The following is a 16,367-nucleotide window of genomic DNA, read 5'->3' as shown; positions in this document are numbered from 1 at the left end:
GGGCCGCCTCGCACGGGCTCACCTGGCTCGCCGCCATGGCGCAGGGCCTGTTCACCTTCCTGTCCGAGCTCGACCTGTCCTGGGCGCAGGAACTCTGCATCTACATGTTCATCTGGATGGCGAAGTTCGGCGCGGCCTACGGCGTGCGCACCGGCATCCATGTCGGCGTCGACCTGCTCGTCAACCGTCTCCCCGAACAGTCCCGCAAGCACGTGATCCTGTTCGCGCTGCTCTGCGGCGCGATCTTCACCGGCATGATCGCGGCCTTCGGCGCCTCCTTCGTCGGCGAAATGTTCCACACCGGGCAGCAGTCGAACGATCTGGAAGCGCCGATGTGGATCGTCTATCTGGCGATCCCGCTCGGCTCCGGCCTGATGTGCTTCCGCTTCCTCCAGGTCGCCTGGTTCTATTTCTGGACCGGCGAGCTGCCGCATCACGACGAGACCCACGTCGAGGGCGTGCAGGCGGACGCTTCGCCCGCGCTGCATCCCCAGCCGGCGGGTGCCGCGACCAAGGCAGCTGCACGAAAAATCTCGCCGCTCGGCGTGATCCTGATTCTGGCGCCGATCCTGATCTTCGCGCTGTGCCTTGCCGAAAAGTCCGGCGTCATCGTGCTGCCGCACTGGATGCGCGCCGCGACCGTGTTTGCGCTGCTGATCGCGCTGATGCTGACGGGCATCCCGGTCTCGATCGCGCTCGGCCTGACCGTGATGACGTTCCTGTTCACGTTGACGGCCGTGCCGATCGAGGCGGTCTCGATGAAGCTCTTCACGGGCATCGAGAGCTTTGAGATCATGGCGATCCCGTTTTTCATCCTGGCGGGAAATTTCCTCACGCATGGCGGCGTGGCGCGGCGCATGATCAATTTCGCGACCTCGCTGATCGGCCACTGGCACGGCGGCCTCGGTCTTGCCGGCATCGTCGCCTGCGCGATGTTCGCGCTGGTGTGCGGCTCGAGCGTCGCCACGGTGGCTGCGATCGGCGCCATCGTGCTGCCCGAGATGGTCCGCCACGGCTATCCCATGCGCTTCGGCGCCGGCATCATTACGGTTGCCGGCTCGCTCGGCATCCTGATGCTGCCCTCGATCCCGAAGATCGTCTACGCGGTCTCGACCAACACCTCGATCGGCGCGCTGTTCGTTGCCGGCCTCTTGCCCGGCATGCTGCTGACCACGATGCTGTGCATCGTCACCTGGTGGCTCGCCAAGAAGCGCGACTATCCGCGCCTGCCCAAAGCGAGCTGGGGCGAGACGGCGCGCACGTTCCGCGAGAGCATCTGGGGATTGATGCTGGTCGTCATCATCATCGGCGGCATCTATAGCGGCCTGTTCACCGCGACCGAGGCAGCTGCGATGGCGGCGGTCTATTCCTTCTTCATCTCGGTCTTCGTCTACAGGGCGATCGGGATGAAGGACGTGCCGCGCGTGCTGCTCCGCGCCGCCAACACCAGTGCGATGCTGCTCTACATCGTCACCAATGCGGTGCTGTTCTCCTTCGTGCTCTCCAACGAGAACCTGCCGGCAACGCTCGCCGACTGGATCGCGGCGCAGAATCTTGGCTGGGTCGGCTTCCTCCTGGTCGTCAACGTGCTGTTGCTGCTCGCCGGCAATTTCATGGAGCCGAACTCGATCATCCTGATCATGGCGCCGATCCTGGCTCCGGCGGCGAAGAAGCTCGGCATCGATCTCGTGCATTTCGGCATCGTCATCGACGTCAATATGGAGGTTGGCCTCTGCCACCCGCCTGTCGGGTTAAATCTCTATGTGGCCTCGATGATCGCGCGAATGCGCATCACCGAGCTCGCGGTGGCCGTCATGCCGTGGCTGCTCACTATGCTCGCCTTCCTGGTCGTCGTGACCTACTGGCCCGAGCTGACGCTGTTTCTGCCGCGCTTGCTCGGGATGCACTAGGACCGGGCGTCGCAGACCTAGCGACCGGCGTTGCCGGTCGCCGGCTGTTGGAACCGGCGCGCCAATGCGGTTAGATGGCGCCCAACCAAATCAGGAAGGGAGCCGGCCCGATGACCGATATCGCCAGCAGCGAGCCGAAAGATTCAACGTCGTCCGTCATCGCGCAGCACGAGGCGATGCTGGGCGCGCTGCCGTTTTCCGACACGCGGGATTTCGAAGACGCTGGACGCGGCTTTCTCGGCACGATCGAGAATGCCAGGATCGATCATCCGCAGGGGCGCGTGGTCTGGAGCCTCGAGTCTTACGGCTTTCTCTCCGCCGAGCAGGCACCGCCGACGGTCAATCCCAGCCTGTGGCGCCAGTCGCGCCTCAACATGCAGCACGGCCTGTTCGAGGTCGTGCCCGGCGTCTATCAGGTGCGCGGGCTCGACATCGCCAACATGACACTGATCGAGGGCGACAGCGGCGTCATCGTCGTTGACACCCTGACCTCGATCGAGGGGGCGCGCGCGGCGCTCGATCTCTACTTTAAGCACCGCGGGATGCGGCCTGTTGCGGCCGTCATCTTCACCCACACCCATACTGATCACTGGGGCGGCGCGCGCGGCGTGCTGGAGGAGGACGCGCTCGCCACCGGGCGAGTGCCGATCATCGCGCCGAACCTGTTCATGGAGCATGCGGTCTCCGAGAACATCATCGCGGGACCGGCGATGCTGCGCCGGGCGCAATATCAGTTCGGGCCGTTCCTGGCTAAGGGGCCGCGCGGTCAGGTCGATTGCGGCCTCGGCAAGTCGATGGCGGCGGGCTCAGTGGCGCTGCTGCGTCCAACCGACCTGATCATGGCGACCGGTGACACGCGGGTGATCGACGGCGTCGAATTCGAATTCCAGATGGCGCCGAACAGCGAGGCGCCAGCGGAGATGCACTTCTTCATTCCACGCTACGAGCTCCTGAACCTCGCCGAGAACTGCACGCATAATTTCCACAATCTGCTGCCGTTCCGCGGCGCCGACGTACGCGATGCGCTGGCGTGGTCGAAATACCTGAACGAGGCGCTGTCTCTGTGGGGCGGCAAGGCGGAGGCGATGTGCGGCCAGCATCACTGGCCGGTGTGGGGGCGCGAGCGCATCGACACCATGATCCGCCAGCAGCGCGACCTCTACAAGTTCGCGCATGACCAGACGATCCGCCTGATGAATCACGGTTTGACCGCAGCCGAGATCGCCGAGACGATCAGGCTGCCGCAAAGTCTGGAAGGCGCCTGGCACGGTCGCGGTTACTACGGCCACATCCGCCACAATGTGAAGGCGATCTACCAGAAATATCTCGGTTGGTACGACGCGAACCCCGTCAATCTCGATCCGCTGCCGCCTGTCGAATCCGGCAAGAAGTACGTCGAGTATATGGGCGGCGCGGACGCGATCCTCGCGCGGGCGCGCAAGGATTTTGACAAGGGTGAATTCCGCTTCGTCGCGCAGGCGCTGAGCCATCTCGTCTTCGCCGAGCCGGATCACGTGGCGGCACGTCGCCTGCTCGCCGACACGCTGGAGCAGCTCGGCTATGCCGCGGAAAGCGCGACTTGGCGCAACGCCTATCTGGTCGGCGCCCAGGAGCTGCGCCAGGGAATGCCGAAGACGCCGCCGCGCCCGCCGATGCCGCGCGAGACGCTTGCCGCACTTCGCACCTCGCAGCTCTGGGACGTGCTAGGCATCCGTCTCAACGGCCCGAAAGCCGAGGGCAAGCACATCGTGCTGAACTGGAGCTTTTCCGACACCGGTGAGACCTTCGTCCTCAATCTCGAGAATTCGGCGCTCACCTATACCGAAAGCGCGCAGGCGGAAAAAGCCGACGCCAGCTTCACGCTCGCCCGCACCACGCTCGACGAGGTGATCGCGAAGCTCACGACGTTCCCAGAGGCGGTCGCTGCCGGCAAGATCAAGCTGTCGGGCAACGCGCTGCGCCTCGCCGAGTTGATGGCCCTGATGGACGATTTCCCGCGCATGTTCGAGATTGTCGAGCCGAAGCGCACGGTGGTGACGTAGGATTGTCTCAGTCGTCATGTCCGGGCTTGTCCCGGGCATCCACGTCTGTCCTCATGCGTGGTGGCGCGTGGATGGCCGGGACGAGCCCGGCCATGACGGCGAGAGTGATGATGGTTACTCCGCGCTGCTCACCAGCTTGATCTTCGGCGCAGTCGCTTCCATCAGGCCGCGGTAGGCGGCGAGATAGTCGAGTGCCATGCGTCTTGCAGTGAAGCGTGCCTCGAAATGCTTGCGGATTGCGGCGCGGCTCAGCTGCGGCAGACGGCCGACGGCCGCGACTGCGCTGATCTCGTCCTCGACGACGAACCCGGTCAGGCCCTCGTCGATGATCTCCGGCGCCGAGCCGCGATTGAAGGCGATCACCGGCGCGCCGCAGGCCATGGCTTCGATCATCACCAGTCCGAACGGCTCGGGCCAGTCGATCGGCAGCAGAAGACCAAGTGCGCCGCTCAAAAATTCCGATTTTTCATTGTCGCTGATCTCGCCGATGAATTCGACCAGTGGATTGTTCTCGATCAGCGGCCGGATCAGCTCATCGTAGTAATCCTGGTCGGCGCGATCGACCTTGGCCGCGATCTTCAGCGGGATGCCGCAGCGCGTCGCGATGCTGATGGCCCGATCGACGCCCTTTTCCGGCGCGATGCGGCCGAGCACTGCGAGATAATCCTGCTTCGCAGGCACTGGCGTCAGCAGATTCTCCGGCAGGCCATGGTGGATGGTGCGCACCCAATTGGCTTGGGGCACCGGCCTCCGCTGCGCGTTCGAGATCGAGATGACCGGGATTTTAGAGAACGTATCAAACACCGGCTGATGCTCGGGCAGGTCGAGCCGGCCATGCAGCGTCGTCAGGAATGGCGTCGGCTGACGATAGAATAGCGACCACGGATAGTAATCGAGGTGAAAGTGGAGGAAGTCGAATTCCTCGTCGTCGCATTTCTGCCGCACGCGCTCCAGCATCACCATGTGCAGCGCGTTGGGATCGCGCACTGCGCCGTCCAGGCGCAGCGCTTTGGGCCACGTCGCGTCGAGCTTGCCCGAGGTATGCGAGTCGCCGCTGGCGAAGAGGGTCACATCGTGTCCGAGCGCCACCAGTTCCTCCGTCAACCAATGCACCACCCGTTCGGTGCCGCCATAAAGCTTGGGTGGAACAGCCTCCGTCAACGGAGCTACCTGCGCGATGCGCATCTCACCATCTCCTTTTCGCGATCATGAAGTTGAAACCCCAGCTCACTTCGGCACCGGCATGCCAGCCATGGGAACGTTCCCGCATCTGCGAAGTTCCACCCTTCAAAGGTTACTTATTCGACACGTCTGCAATGCGGCGTGAGTCGTCCGCAATCTGGTCTTGATGATGTCACGACTGCTTCTCAGATCGTCCGCATCGTCATGTCGTGATCGCATTGCAAGGGAACCGGAACGAACCGGTCGATGTTCACTCAGCCAGTGCCGTGCGAGGCACGACTGACAATTGTTATGACGGGGTGGCAGCCATATGGATCAACTATCGGGTTACGCGAGGCGGCCGTTTGCCTTTGTTTTACGCTATCTTCGCCGGCGGCTGACATCGCATCTGGTGATCCTGACCGCCGTGGTCGCGGCCGTTGCCTGCTCCGTGGGAACGCAATATGGCGTCAAATCGCTGGTCGACAGCCTATCTGCCGGTGCTTCCCATGGCGGAGGCGTATGGCTGTCATTCGTTTTCCTCATGTCGCTCATCACAGCCGACAACTTCCTGTGGCGTATCGCAAGTTGGACAGCGAGCTTCACCTTTGTTGGCGTGACCGGCGATCTGCGCCGCGACATCTTCCGTCATCTGACCGGTCATGCGCCGAGCTACTTCTCCGATCGCATGCCGGGTATGCTCACGAGTCGTATCACCGCCACCTCCAATGCCGTGTTCACGGTAGAGAACATGTTCGTTTGGAATGTCCTGCCGCCATGCATTGCCACAGTTGCGGCAATCCTGCTGATTGGAACCGTGAGTTTCTATATGGCCGCGGGTCTGATCGTGATCGCCGGCGGCATGGTCATCGCGATGTTCCACCTCGCCGCGGCTGGCAAGCCGCTACATGACGATTTCGCCGACAAGGCCGCCGTCGTCGACGGCGAGATGATCGACGTCATCAGCAACATGCCGCTGGTCCGGGCGTTTTGCGGCATCACCCACGAACATCAGCGCTTCGACGCCACGGTGAACCGGGAACTCACGGCGCGCGGCCGCAGTCTTCGTTACCTGGAAAAGCTGCGCCTGACACACGCCGCGGTCACCGTCGTCCTGACCCTTGCACTGCTCGCCTGGGCCATCACGCTCTGGCAGAAGGGTGAGGCCACGACCGGTGAGGTCGTGCTGGTCTGCACCCTCGGGCTCTCAATCCTCAACGCCACACGCGATCTCGCGGTCGCGCTGGTCGACGTCACACAGCATGTCGCGCGGCTGACGGAGGCGATCGCCACGCTCCTGGTGCCCCATGAATTGCGCGACCACCCGGAAGCCGAGCCGCTGGTCAAGCGCGGCGCCGCAATTGCCTTCAACAACGTGACGTTCGGCTACCCCGGAGCTTCGAAGATCTTCGAGCGCTTCAGCCTGCGGCTACAGCCCGGCCAACGCGTCGGCTTGGTCGGGCACTCCGGCGGCGGTAAGTCGACGCTGTTCACGCTGTTGCAGCGGTTCTATGATGTCGATGAGGGCAGCATTACCGTCGATGGCCAGGATATCGCGCGGGTGACGCAGCAGAGCCTGCGCGAGGCGATCTCGGTGGTGCCGCAGGACATTTCGTTGTTTCATCGCTCGGTTCGCGAGAACATCCGCTACGGCCGACCCAATGCGACCGATGACGAGGTGTTGCGCGCGGCGATCGCAGCGCGCTGCGATTTCGTCGAGAGCATGCCCGAGGGACTCGATACAATGGTCGGGGACCGCGGCGTGAAACTCTCCGGTGGCCAGCGTCAGCGCATCGCGATCGCGCGGGCCTTCCTGAAGGACGCGCCGATCCTGCTGCTTGACGAGGCGACCGCAGCGCTCGACAGCGAGGCGGAGGAGGCGATCCGCGAGGCGCTGTCGCGCCTGATGCGCGGCCGCACCGTAATTGCGATCGCGCACCGGTTGGCAACGTTGCGCAATTTCGACCGGGTGGTCGTGCTGCAGGCTGGCAAGATCATCGAGGACGGATCGCCCGACCGACTGATGCAGAACCACGGGCCGTACCGCGAGCTGGTCACCAAGGAAATGAGCCGGCTCTCGAAGTTCGCCGCGTAAGCCAGTCGCGTCCAGATCGTCGCGTTCAGGTCGATTTGCGTTTTGGATAACGGCGCAGGGGAATAGCGCATGTCAGCCGAAGTCGTCACCCAGTTCGTCGCGGCCTCGCGAACCGTGGAAGTGGTTGAGGAGCAGCCGTTCTACATTCCCATGACGGGACCTGCGGCGAGGCCGCGGCGTTCGCTCAAGCACGACGACACCTTCATCGTGCTCGACAGCCATGGCGATATCGGCGCCTCCGCCGGTGGTCCGGACGGCTTGTTCAATTGCGACACGCGCTATCTCGCGCGGCTCGAGCTCGTGCTCGACGATCTTCAGCCGTTGCTGCTCGGCTCGAACCTGCGTGACGACAACTCAGCCCTGACCGTCGATCTCACCAACCCCGATATCTACCGCAACGGCCGCATCGTCCTCCAGAAGGACCTGCTGCATATCGTGCGCACGGTGTTCCTGTGGCGTGGCACGGCGTATCAGCGTATCGGCCTGCAGAACCATGGCGACCGGCCGGCGAGCTTCGATCTGACACTGCTGTTCGACAGCGACTTCGCCGATCTGTTCGAGGTGCGTGGCGAGAAGCGGCCGCGGCGGGGGACCGGCGCGAGCAAGTTGCTCGGCCCGACCGACGTCCTGCTCGAATATCGCGGGCTCGATGACGCGCAGCGCACGACCGGGCTGCATTTCGATCCGAGACCAACCCGTCTTTCGGTCAATGCCGCCACCTGGCAGCTCGAGCTCGAGCCGCACCACACGAAGTCGCTGTTCGTGGCCGTGTCCTGTAACCGGCCGCAAACGCTCAAACCAGTGCGTTTCTTTCCGGCCATGCTGGCGCATCGCCGAGAGATGCGTTCCTGTACGGCGGGGACGACCAGCATCGAGACCTCCAACAACATCTTCAACGAGGTGCTGTGCCAGGCGATGGCCGACCTCAACATGCTGATGACGGATACGCCGCAGGGCCGCTATCCCTATGCCGGCATTCCCTGGTACTCGACGACGTTCGGCCGCGATGGCCTGATTACGGCCTTGCAATTGCTGTGGATCGATCCGCGGGTCGCCAGAGGCGTACTGCGGCGGCTCGCGCACTTCCAGGCGAAGGCCACTGATCCGCTCGCCGACGCCGGTCCCGGCAAGATCCTGCACGAGATGCGCGGTGGTGAGATGGCGGCGCTGCGCGAGGTGCCGTTCGCGCAATATTACGGCAGCGTCGATTCGACTGCGCTGTTCGTGCTGCTCGCCGGCCACTATTTCGAGCGCACGGGCGATGTCGCGACTCTGCTGGAATTGTGGCCCGCGATCGAGGCCGCGCTGGCCTGGATCGACGGACCCGGCGATCCCGACCAGGACGGCTTTGTCGAATATCAGCGCGCCTCCGAGCAGGGCCTCGCCAACCAGGGCTGGAAAGACTCCTATGATGCGATCTTCCATGCCGACGGCACGCTTGCGGAAGGTTATATCGCGCTGGCCGAAGTGCAGGGCTATGTCTTTGCCGCCAAGCAGCTCGCCGCGCGCTGCGCCCTGCGGCTCGGCAAGCCCGACATAGTGCGGAAGCTCGAGGCTGAGGCAAAGGCGCTCGCCGCGCGCTTCGAGGACGCGTTCTGGTGCGAGGAGCTCGGCACCTATGCGCTCGCGCTCGACGGCGCCAAGCGGCCCTGCAAGGTACGGACGTCGAATGCCGGCCAGCTCCTGTTCAGCGGCATGATCAGGGAGGACCGCGCGCGCAAGGTCGCGGCCGACCTGATGCGGCCGCATTTCTTCTCCGGCTGGGGCATCCGCACCGTGGCGCTCGGCGAAGTGCGCTACAACCCGATGTCCTATCATGACGGCTCGGTCTGGCCGCACGACAATGCGCTGATCGCGCTCGGGCTCGCGCGCTACGGCCTGAAACATTCGGTGGCGCACGTCTTCAAGGGCCTTTTCGAGGCCGCGACCTATATGGACCTCAGGCGGCTGCCGGAATTGTTCTGCGGCTTCCGGCGCGAGAAGCGCAGGGGTCCGACGCTCTATCCGGTCGCCTGCGCGCCGCAAGCCTGGGCCAGTGCGACGCCATTCACGCTGCTGGAAGCGGCGCTCGGCATTGAGTTCGACGTTGCGCGCAGCGAGATCCGCCTGCGCAATCCGCATCTGCCTGCGTTTCTGAACGAGGTGGTGCTGCGCGACCTGCAACTGGGCTCGTCGAGCGTCGATTTGCGGATCCGCCGCCACGGCGGCGATGTCGCGCTCGAAGTGCTGCGAACGCGCGGCCAGATCCAGGTATCGATCGTGCTGGCGCATTAGCGCAATCAGCCGGAGGACGTCGCATGCGCGCCATGATGCGGTTGATGCTGGTCGCAATAATCGTCGGAGGCATTGCACCAGCGGTGTCGTACGCGACAGAGGAGCCGCCTGCGGCTCAAGCCGAGCCGAACGCGTCGCCATCGCCATCGTCATCGCCGGCCGTGCCCGTGGTGCCGAAGGACGCGGCGCCGCCGCCGTCGGTCACCATCATCGGGGCCAGCGACGCGCATGGCGTGCTCGGGCGAGATGTGCGCAGCGCCGCCGATGAGGACATGGGACGTATCGTTGACGTCGTCGTCGATCGCACCGGCAAGGTGCGGGCGGCGGTGATCGATTTCGGCGGCTTCCTCGGCGTTGGCAGCCGCAAGATCGTGGTTGATTGGAACGCGCTGCACTTCGGCCAGATCGCCAACAAGAAGGACAGCATCAGCCTGGAGCTAACCAAGGCGCAGGTCGCGGCTGCGCCGGAATACAAGGAGGACACACCAATCGTCGTGCTGGGCGCCTCCGGCACCCTGCAACCGCTGCAGTTCATTCCGTAGGGAAAGGGGAGGGCAGACTGCCGGTGCGCTTGTCCAGGAAGCCGAGCCATCCGAGCGACGATCGACGCGGCCCACCTGAGAGCCGCAACGCTGTCCCTGCGCTCGCGCAACCGGCTCCGTCGAAGCAAAGCCTGCGTGCGCTGGACTGGTTCATCTTCTTCCTGGCGGACGTGCAGACCGGCTTCGGCCCGTTCATCGCGGTGTATCTGACGACGCAGAAATGGACGCAGGTCGAGATCGGCCTCGTGCTGTCGATCGGCGGCATCGTCGGCCTGATCGGCCAGATGCCGGGTGGCGCGATCATCGACGCCGCGAAATCCGAGCGGCTGGTTGCAGGGCTCGCCATCGCGACTATCGGCTGCTGCGCGCTTGCTTATGCGGCGATGCCGATCTTCCCGGTCGTGGTGACGGCAGCGACCCTGCATGCAGCGGCGAGCTGTGTGCTGGGGCCCGCGATCGCCGCGATCAGCCTCGGCCTCGTCGGGCCGTTTGCGATCGGCGAACGGCTCGGCCGCAATGCGCGCTTCGCCTCGCTTGGCAATGGTGTCGCCGCCGCGGTGATGGGCACCGCCGGTTATCTGCTGTCGAGCCGCTCGGTGTTCCTGGTCACTTTCCTGCTCGCGATCCCGACCCTGATCGCCTTGTCGCGGATCCGCGAGGAGGAGGTCGACGTGGCGCGCGCGCACGGCGCGATGCCGCGCGAAGCCGCCGAAGGCGCGGATACGAATGTGTGGCATCTGCTGAGGCAGCGGCCCCTGTTGATCTTCGCCTGTAGTGTGCTGCTGCTGCAGCTTGCGAACGCGGCGATGCTGCCGCTGATGGCGAGCGTGGTGACGACGCGGTCGAGCCAGTGGGCGACCGTCCTGATCGCCGGCTGCATCATCGTGCCGCAGGCGATCGTTGCGCTGATGTCGCCGACGGTCGGGCGCAAGGCGCAGGCTTGGGGCCGGCGCCCGCTGCTGCTGATCGGATTTGGCGCTCTTGCAATTCGCGGCCTTTTGTTCGCAACCGTCCGCGATCCATATCTCCTGGTGCTGGTGCAGGTGTTCGACGGCATCACGGCCGCGGTGTTCGCGGTGATGATTCCGCTCATCGTCGCCGACGTCGCCTTCGGCAGCGGCCATTTCAATCTTGCACAGGGAGTCGTGGGAACCGCGACCGGCATCGGTGCGTCGCTGAGCACCGTGCTTGGCGGCTTCATCAGCGACAGGTTCGGCAGCAGCACTGCCTTTGTCGGCCTCGCCTGCGTCGCAGCGGTCGGGCTCGTCCTGATTTTCCTGGTGATGCCGGAGACGCGGCGCAGCGCGCGTTGAGAACGAGAAAATGGCCGGCCGAAACGGATTCGGCCGACCAGTTGGGAAGATGGCACGGAGGAAGAAAATCAGGCGTCGAGATTGTGCAGACGCTGGCGGTTGCGCAGCACGATTTGCCGGGCGCCGGAGAAGCCCAGGATGCCCTGGGAATGGAGCTGCGACAGCGCGCGCGACACGGTCTCCAGCGTGAGGCCGAGATAGTCGCCGATGTCGCGGCGGCACATCGGCAGCGCCATCATGCCGGCGACCGCGAGCCGCCGGTCCATTTCGAGCAGGAAGGTCGCAACGCGCTCCATGGCGGTCTTGCGGCCGAGCAGCAGCATGTGGTCCTCGGCGTGGCGCAGCTCGTCCGCGGTCATTGCCCAGAGCTTGCGGGCGACCTGCACGTCGGTGCCGGCGGCCTTCTCGAGGCTGAAGCGTTTCACGAGGCGCACGGTGGTGTCGATGATGGCTTCGGCAGCGAGGCGGTGCGTGGCGCCGGATTCGAGGCCGAACACGTTGCCCGGGAGATGGAAGGCGCCGATCTGGCGGCGGCCGTCGGAAAGGAGCTTGTAGCTGCGCACCGCGCCGGAGACCACCTGGTAGACGTATTCAGCAGGCTCGTCCTCGCCGTAGATCTCCTCGTCCTTGCGGTAGGAGAACTCGGTGGCGACAAGGCCGACATGGCCGGTGATCGCGCCGAACTGATCGGAGACGTGATGGGCGGCGGGGGCGATCTTGCTGCCGTGAACCTGGGTGGTGAGTGACTGGGTGAGCATCTTGGCCATCTCCATTTCAGATGGCACATGGTTACCGCGGGGTGCGGTGCGTGAAAATTTCGAGCGATATCTTAAGGAGGTGTACCTACGTAGATCCCCGTAGGTCGGCCCTCGAGGTCAGCCCTTGGGCTTGCGCTGGATGGCGCCACGGATGCGCTTGATGAGACTTTCGTCGAGAAGCGGCTTCAAGATCACGTCCTTGATCCCGACCGCTGCGGCCCGGGTCGAAATATTCTCGTCCGGATAGCCCGTGATCAGAATCACGGGCGTGTCGCCCTCCGATTTGCGCAGGCGCCTGGCAAGCTCGACGCCGTTGATATCGGGCATCTTGTAGTCGATCACGTAGCAGTCCGCGCCAGGGGAGTGCGGGGCATTCAGCAATGCCGTGGCATTCCTGAAGGTCCGCACGACGAAGCCGTCCGTTTCCAGCAGGAATCGCAGTGATCCCAGGACGGCGTCGTCGTCGTCGACCACGTAGACGGTGGGCTTGAGTGGGGACGACATCGGATCCCGCCCATGGTGCAAGCTGATCTCAGTCATGCGGCTTTGCTAACACGCGGCGGGGGGACCGACTTGACATGCCTCAAGTCGAAGCCGCCTCAATCCTTGAGCATGCCGGCGCGCATCGCCAGCCGCACCAGCTCCGACAGGCTGCCCGCCTGCATCTTGGTCATGACGTTCGCCCGATACACTTCGATGGTACGCGGGCTGATGTCGTATTCGCGGGCAATCAGCTTGTTGGAAAGGCCAGCGATCAACCCCTCCATGACCTGGCGCTCACGTGGGCTGAGCGAGGCCACACGCGCGGCGATGTCCTGCGTGATCGCCTCGCTTTTGGCAGCAGGCTCGGCGCGCTGGATCGCCGCTTCAATCATCGCGATCAGGCGATCGTCATCGAACGGCTTCTCGAGGAAATCGACGGCGCCAAGCTTCATGGCTTCGACCGCCAGCGGAACGTCGCCATGACCGGTCATGATCAGGATCGGGAATGGGCTTTGCACGGCCTTCATGCGCTTCAAGAGCTCGATCCCGTCAAGCCCTGGCATGCGCACGTCGGAGACCACGCAGCCGAAGGAGAGGCCCGGCAGCGCATCGAGGAAGGTCTGCGCCGTCTCGAACAATCGGACACTGAAGCCGAACGAATCCAGCAGGAAGTTCAACGAATCCCGCATCGCCTCGTCGTCGTCGATGACGTAGACATGTCCTTTGGTGGTCATTGATCAGTTCTCGTCGGCTGCCGGCAAGGTGAAGCGAAATGTCGCGCCGCCCGATGCGTTGCTCTCGGCCCACATGCGGCCGCCGTGAGCCTCGATGATCGAGCGGCTGATGGAAAGTCCCACGCCCATGCCGGTCTCCTTGGTCGTGAAGAAGGTCTGGAACAGGTTCGGTATCACGTCGTCGTGGAAGCCGGATCCGGTATCGCAGACCTCGACCTCGATCATGTCGTCGGCGATCTCGGTGTTGGCGACGACGAGCTCGCGCCGCGGCGATTGCGCCATGGCTTCCAGCGCATTGCGGAACAGGTTGACCAGAACCTGCTGGATCTGGACGCGGTCGGCCAGCACGAGATCGGCCTCCGGATTGAGGTTGAAGCGGAGCTGGACGTTCTGCTCGCGGGCGCCGGCAAGGCCAAGAGCGCCGGCTTCCTCGATCAGCTTGGAGAGGCTCTCGACCCGCTTCTCGGATTCGCCGCGCGAGACGAAGTCGCGCAGGCGGCGGATGATCTGGCCGGCGCGCAACGCCTGCTCGGCGGCGCGGTCCATCGCGCTCTCGATCTTTTCGATGTTCGGGTCGCTGCTGCCCGCCAGCAGCCGGCGCGAGCCCTTCATATAGTTGCTGATGGCCGCCAGCGGCTGGTTGAGCTCGTGCGCGAGCGCCGAGGCCATCTCACCCATCGCACTCAGGCGCGAAACATGGACGAGCTCGGACTGCAACTCCTGGAGCCGTGCCTGGGTGTGCTGGTGTTCGGTCATGTCGCGGACGAAGCCGGTGAAATAAGGCTCGCCGCCGGATTGCATCTCGCCGATCGACAGGTGCATCGGAAACGTCGTGCCGTCGCGCCGCTTGCCGGTGACGATGCGGCCGATGCCGATGATGTGGGGATCGCGCGTGGTACGGTAGCGGGCGATATAGCTGTCGTGGCGGGAGCGGTCGGGGTCGGGCATCAGGATGCTGACGTTCTGGCCGATCGCCTCATGCTCCAAATAGCCGAACAGGCGCTCGGCGGCCGTGCTGAACAGCTGGATGATGCCATGGCCGTCGATGACGATCATGGCATCGGGGATCGTGTGCAGAATCGAGTGGAGATGGGTCTCGCGTGTGCGTAGCGCCTCTTCGACCTGCTTCTCCTCGTCGATGTCGAGGAAGATCCCGCTGAGATGGCGCGCGCTACCGGCTTCGTCCCGGATCAGGCCGGCGCGGGCCCTGATCCATTGTCCTCTGCCGGAATCGGCGATTCGGAACGACACGTCGAACCCGCCGCCGCGCTCGGCGACGCGCCTGATGGCGGCTTCGACACGCTCGCGGTCTCTCGGCTCGAGGCGCGACAGGAAGAGCTCGTAGGTGATCGGCTGGTTGCGGGCGACGCCGAACATGGCTCCAGCCGCATCCGACCACTCGAATTCCTGTGTCTTGAGGTCGAGGTCCCAGGTACCGACGCCGAATCCCTCGATCCGGACCCGGAAATGTTCACCCCGACCGTCATCTGCCGGATGAGTTACGCGGGTCGGGCTCAATTTGCTTCCATCCTTTGCGTTGTGGGGGCCGGGTCGCGGTTCCGCGACCGCAATTTCGCGCATGGCCGCCCCGGAGACAAGTTCGGCGATCGGCACCTCGCGGCGGGGTGACCAGTCCAGCGGTAACCCGAACCGTTTGCTGGCTTGATCTATCTCATCCCGCGCCCACCGCAATACGCCTAGCATGGCCGGGATCTGCAGGTTCGGGAGATTTGGAATGACATACGCGACCGTCATGGTCGGCATGGCGCTTGGTCAGCCCAATGAGGCGAGGCTTGAGATCGCGGGCGAGCTTGCGGAGCGCTTCGAGGCGGCGATCGTCGGAGTTGCTGCGGCGCAGTTCGCGCCGCCCCTCTATTTCACCGACGGTGCCGAGGCGCAGCGCCTGATCGACCAGGGCGAGGCCTCGGTCCGGCGGCGCCTTGCCGAGCTGGAGGGACAATTCCGTGCCGCAACCAGGAATCGCGGAGGGCACGTCGAGTGGCGCGGCGCGATCGATTTCCCGGCTCATTACGCGCTGCAGCAGGCGCGCTGCGCCGACATCGTCGTCAGCGGCGGGCAAAGCCCGGCCTTCTCGGACGCCTTCTCGCTTGCGAGCCCCAAGGATCTGGTGATGCAGGCTGGCCGTCCGCTGCTGGTCGTGCCTGACAGCGCCAACTGGCTTGATCTGCGCAGCGTGCTGGTGGCCTGGAAGGATACGCCGGAGGCGCGGCGTGCGGTCGTCGATTCACTGCCGCTGCTGCGCAAGGCGAAGGAGATCACGATCGTCGCGATTCCGGAGCCGGATGACGACCGTCCGGCGGTGCTCGCCTCCGTCACCGACGTCGTTTCGTGGCTCGTCCGCCATGGCGTCACGGCGACCGCACGGGTGTCGGAAACGGGCCGGAACGAAACCGCAGCTGACCATTTGGGTAAGTTGGCTGCCGACGTCGGAGCCGGCCTGATCGTTGCCGGCGCCTACGGCCATTCGCGGTTCCGCGAATTGGTCCTCGGCGGCGTCACGCAATATCTGCTCACCCAGTCAGCCCGTTGCGTGCTGCTGTCGCACTGACATCGGTTGACTGAAAGACAATCAGAGGACGCGCCGTGTACAGATTCCTTGAACAGACCACCGACGGCTACATGACGCGCAACGTCAAGACCGTGATGCGCGATCTCAACATGCTCGAGCTCAGCGAGATGTTCGAGCGCGACGACTTCAACGGCTATCCGGTCGAGGAGGACGGGCAGGTCGTCGGCATCGTCACCAAGTTCGATATCCTGAAATGCTTCGCTTTCACGCCGAGCCAGATGGTGCCGCGCTATCTCGACCTGATGAATCGCAAGGTCGGCGACGTCATGACGCCGGAATTCATCTACGTTCACCCCGACACGCGGTTGACCCGCGTGCTCCAGCTCATGGTCGAGCATCGGATTCGGAGCATCATCGTGCTCGACGGAACGCAAAAGCTCGTCGGCATCATCGCGCGGGAGGACGTCATCACCGCGCTCAAGGCCACCGCGCGCGACTAGCGATCAGGCTGGATCATTTTTGCGA

At 64.3% G+C, this 16,367-nt stretch carries 13 protein-coding genes and 1 pseudogene; 9 read left to right on the top strand and 5 right to left on the bottom strand.

Annotation, left to right across the window (positions count from 1 at the left end):
* Positions 1-35 precede the first annotated feature (35 nt).
* The 3 genes and pseudogenes from Q3C01_RS06340 to Q3C01_RS06330 form a co-directional block, all read left to right on the top strand.
* Positions 36-341 (top strand): annotated as a pseudogene (locus Q3C01_RS06340) (TRAP transporter small permease); the annotation flags it as partial.
* A 285-nt stretch (positions 342-626) separates the two neighbouring features.
* The gene (locus Q3C01_RS06335; protein WP_458144476.1) at positions 627-1,910 is read left to right on the top strand and encodes a TRAP transporter large permease; all 1,284 of its coding nucleotides are present in this window, start codon (positions 627-629) and stop codon (positions 1,908-1,910) included.
* Positions 1,911-2,020: 110 nt separating this feature from the next.
* Positions 2,021-3,952, top strand: a complete 1,932-nt coding sequence (locus Q3C01_RS06330; protein ID WP_458144471.1) for an alkyl/aryl-sulfatase — start codon at positions 2,021-2,023, stop codon at positions 3,950-3,952.
* A gap of 114 nt (positions 3,953-4,066) precedes the next feature.
* Here the strand turns inward: Q3C01_RS06330 and Q3C01_RS06325 are convergent, their stop codons facing one another.
* Positions 4,067-5,137 (bottom strand): glycosyltransferase family 4 protein, encoded by a 1,071-nt coding sequence (locus Q3C01_RS06325; RefSeq protein ID WP_458144470.1) that lies wholly within the window; start codon positions 5,135-5,137, stop codon positions 4,067-4,069.
* Positions 5,138-5,444: 307 nt separating this feature from the next.
* Between Q3C01_RS06325 and Q3C01_RS06320 the strand changes: the two genes are divergently transcribed.
* The 4 genes from Q3C01_RS06320 (at position 5,445) to Q3C01_RS06305 (ending at position 11,337) form a co-directional block, all read left to right on the top strand.
* The gene (locus Q3C01_RS06320; RefSeq protein ID WP_458144469.1) at positions 5,445-7,208 is read left to right on the top strand and encodes an ABC transporter ATP-binding protein; all 1,764 of its coding nucleotides are present in this window, start codon (positions 5,445-5,447) and stop codon (positions 7,206-7,208) included.
* A gap of 69 nt (positions 7,209-7,277) precedes the next feature.
* Positions 7,278-9,482 carry an amylo-alpha-1,6-glucosidase gene (locus tag Q3C01_RS06315; RefSeq protein WP_458144468.1) on the top strand — a complete coding sequence of 735 codons (2,205 nt, stop codon included), beginning with the start codon at positions 7,278-7,280 and terminating at the stop codon, positions 9,480-9,482.
* Positions 9,483-9,505: 23 nt separating this feature from the next.
* Positions 9,506-10,024 (top strand): PRC-barrel domain-containing protein, encoded by a 519-nt coding sequence (locus Q3C01_RS06310; protein WP_458144467.1) that lies wholly within the window; start codon positions 9,506-9,508, stop codon positions 10,022-10,024.
* A gap of 23 nt (positions 10,025-10,047) precedes the next feature.
* Entirely contained in the window at positions 10,048-11,337 is a 1,290-nt protein-coding gene (locus tag Q3C01_RS06305; RefSeq protein WP_458144466.1) for an MFS transporter, read from the top strand.
* 68 nt (positions 11,338-11,405) lie between these two features.
* On the opposite strand, the gene Q3C01_RS06300 is transcribed toward Q3C01_RS06305, so the two are convergent.
* The 4 genes from Q3C01_RS06300 to fixL all read right to left on the bottom strand — a co-directional run bounded on the left by Q3C01_RS06300 (position 11,406) and on the right by fixL (position 14,830).
* Complete coding sequence (locus tag Q3C01_RS06300; RefSeq protein ID WP_458144475.1) at positions 11,406-12,095, bottom strand: helix-turn-helix domain-containing protein; 690 nt, start codon at positions 12,093-12,095, stop codon at positions 11,406-11,408.
* A gap of 117 nt (positions 12,096-12,212) precedes the next feature.
* Positions 12,213-12,635, bottom strand: coding sequence for a response regulator (locus Q3C01_RS06295; RefSeq protein ID WP_458144465.1), 423 nt, complete (start codon positions 12,633-12,635; stop codon positions 12,213-12,215).
* A 59-nt stretch (positions 12,636-12,694) separates the two neighbouring features.
* Positions 12,695-13,312 carry a response regulator FixJ gene (gene fixJ / locus Q3C01_RS06290; protein WP_458144464.1) on the bottom strand — a complete coding sequence of 206 codons (618 nt, stop codon included), beginning with the start codon at positions 13,310-13,312 and terminating at the stop codon, positions 12,695-12,697.
* Positions 13,313-13,315: 3 nt separating this feature from the next.
* A complete protein-coding gene (gene fixL, locus Q3C01_RS06285) occupies positions 13,316-14,830 on the bottom strand; it encodes a sensor protein FixL (protein WP_458144463.1) in 1,515 nt (504 codons plus the stop codon).
* 217 nt (positions 14,831-15,047) lie between these two features.
* Between fixL and Q3C01_RS06280 the strand changes: the two genes are divergently transcribed.
* Complete coding sequence (locus tag Q3C01_RS06280; RefSeq protein WP_458144462.1) at positions 15,048-15,881, top strand: universal stress protein; 834 nt, start codon at positions 15,048-15,050, stop codon at positions 15,879-15,881.
* A gap of 35 nt (positions 15,882-15,916) precedes the next feature.
* Positions 15,917-16,342, top strand: a complete 426-nt coding sequence (locus tag Q3C01_RS06275) for a CBS domain-containing protein (RefSeq protein ID WP_458144461.1) — start codon at positions 15,917-15,919, stop codon at positions 16,340-16,342.
* Positions 16,343-16,367 lie beyond the last annotated feature (25 nt).

It is taken from the genome of Bradyrhizobium sp. UFLA05-109, from assembly GCF_054185165.1.
The sequence above is the reverse complement of the archived record's forward strand: the minus strand, read 5'-3'. Positions and strand labels throughout refer to the sequence as shown.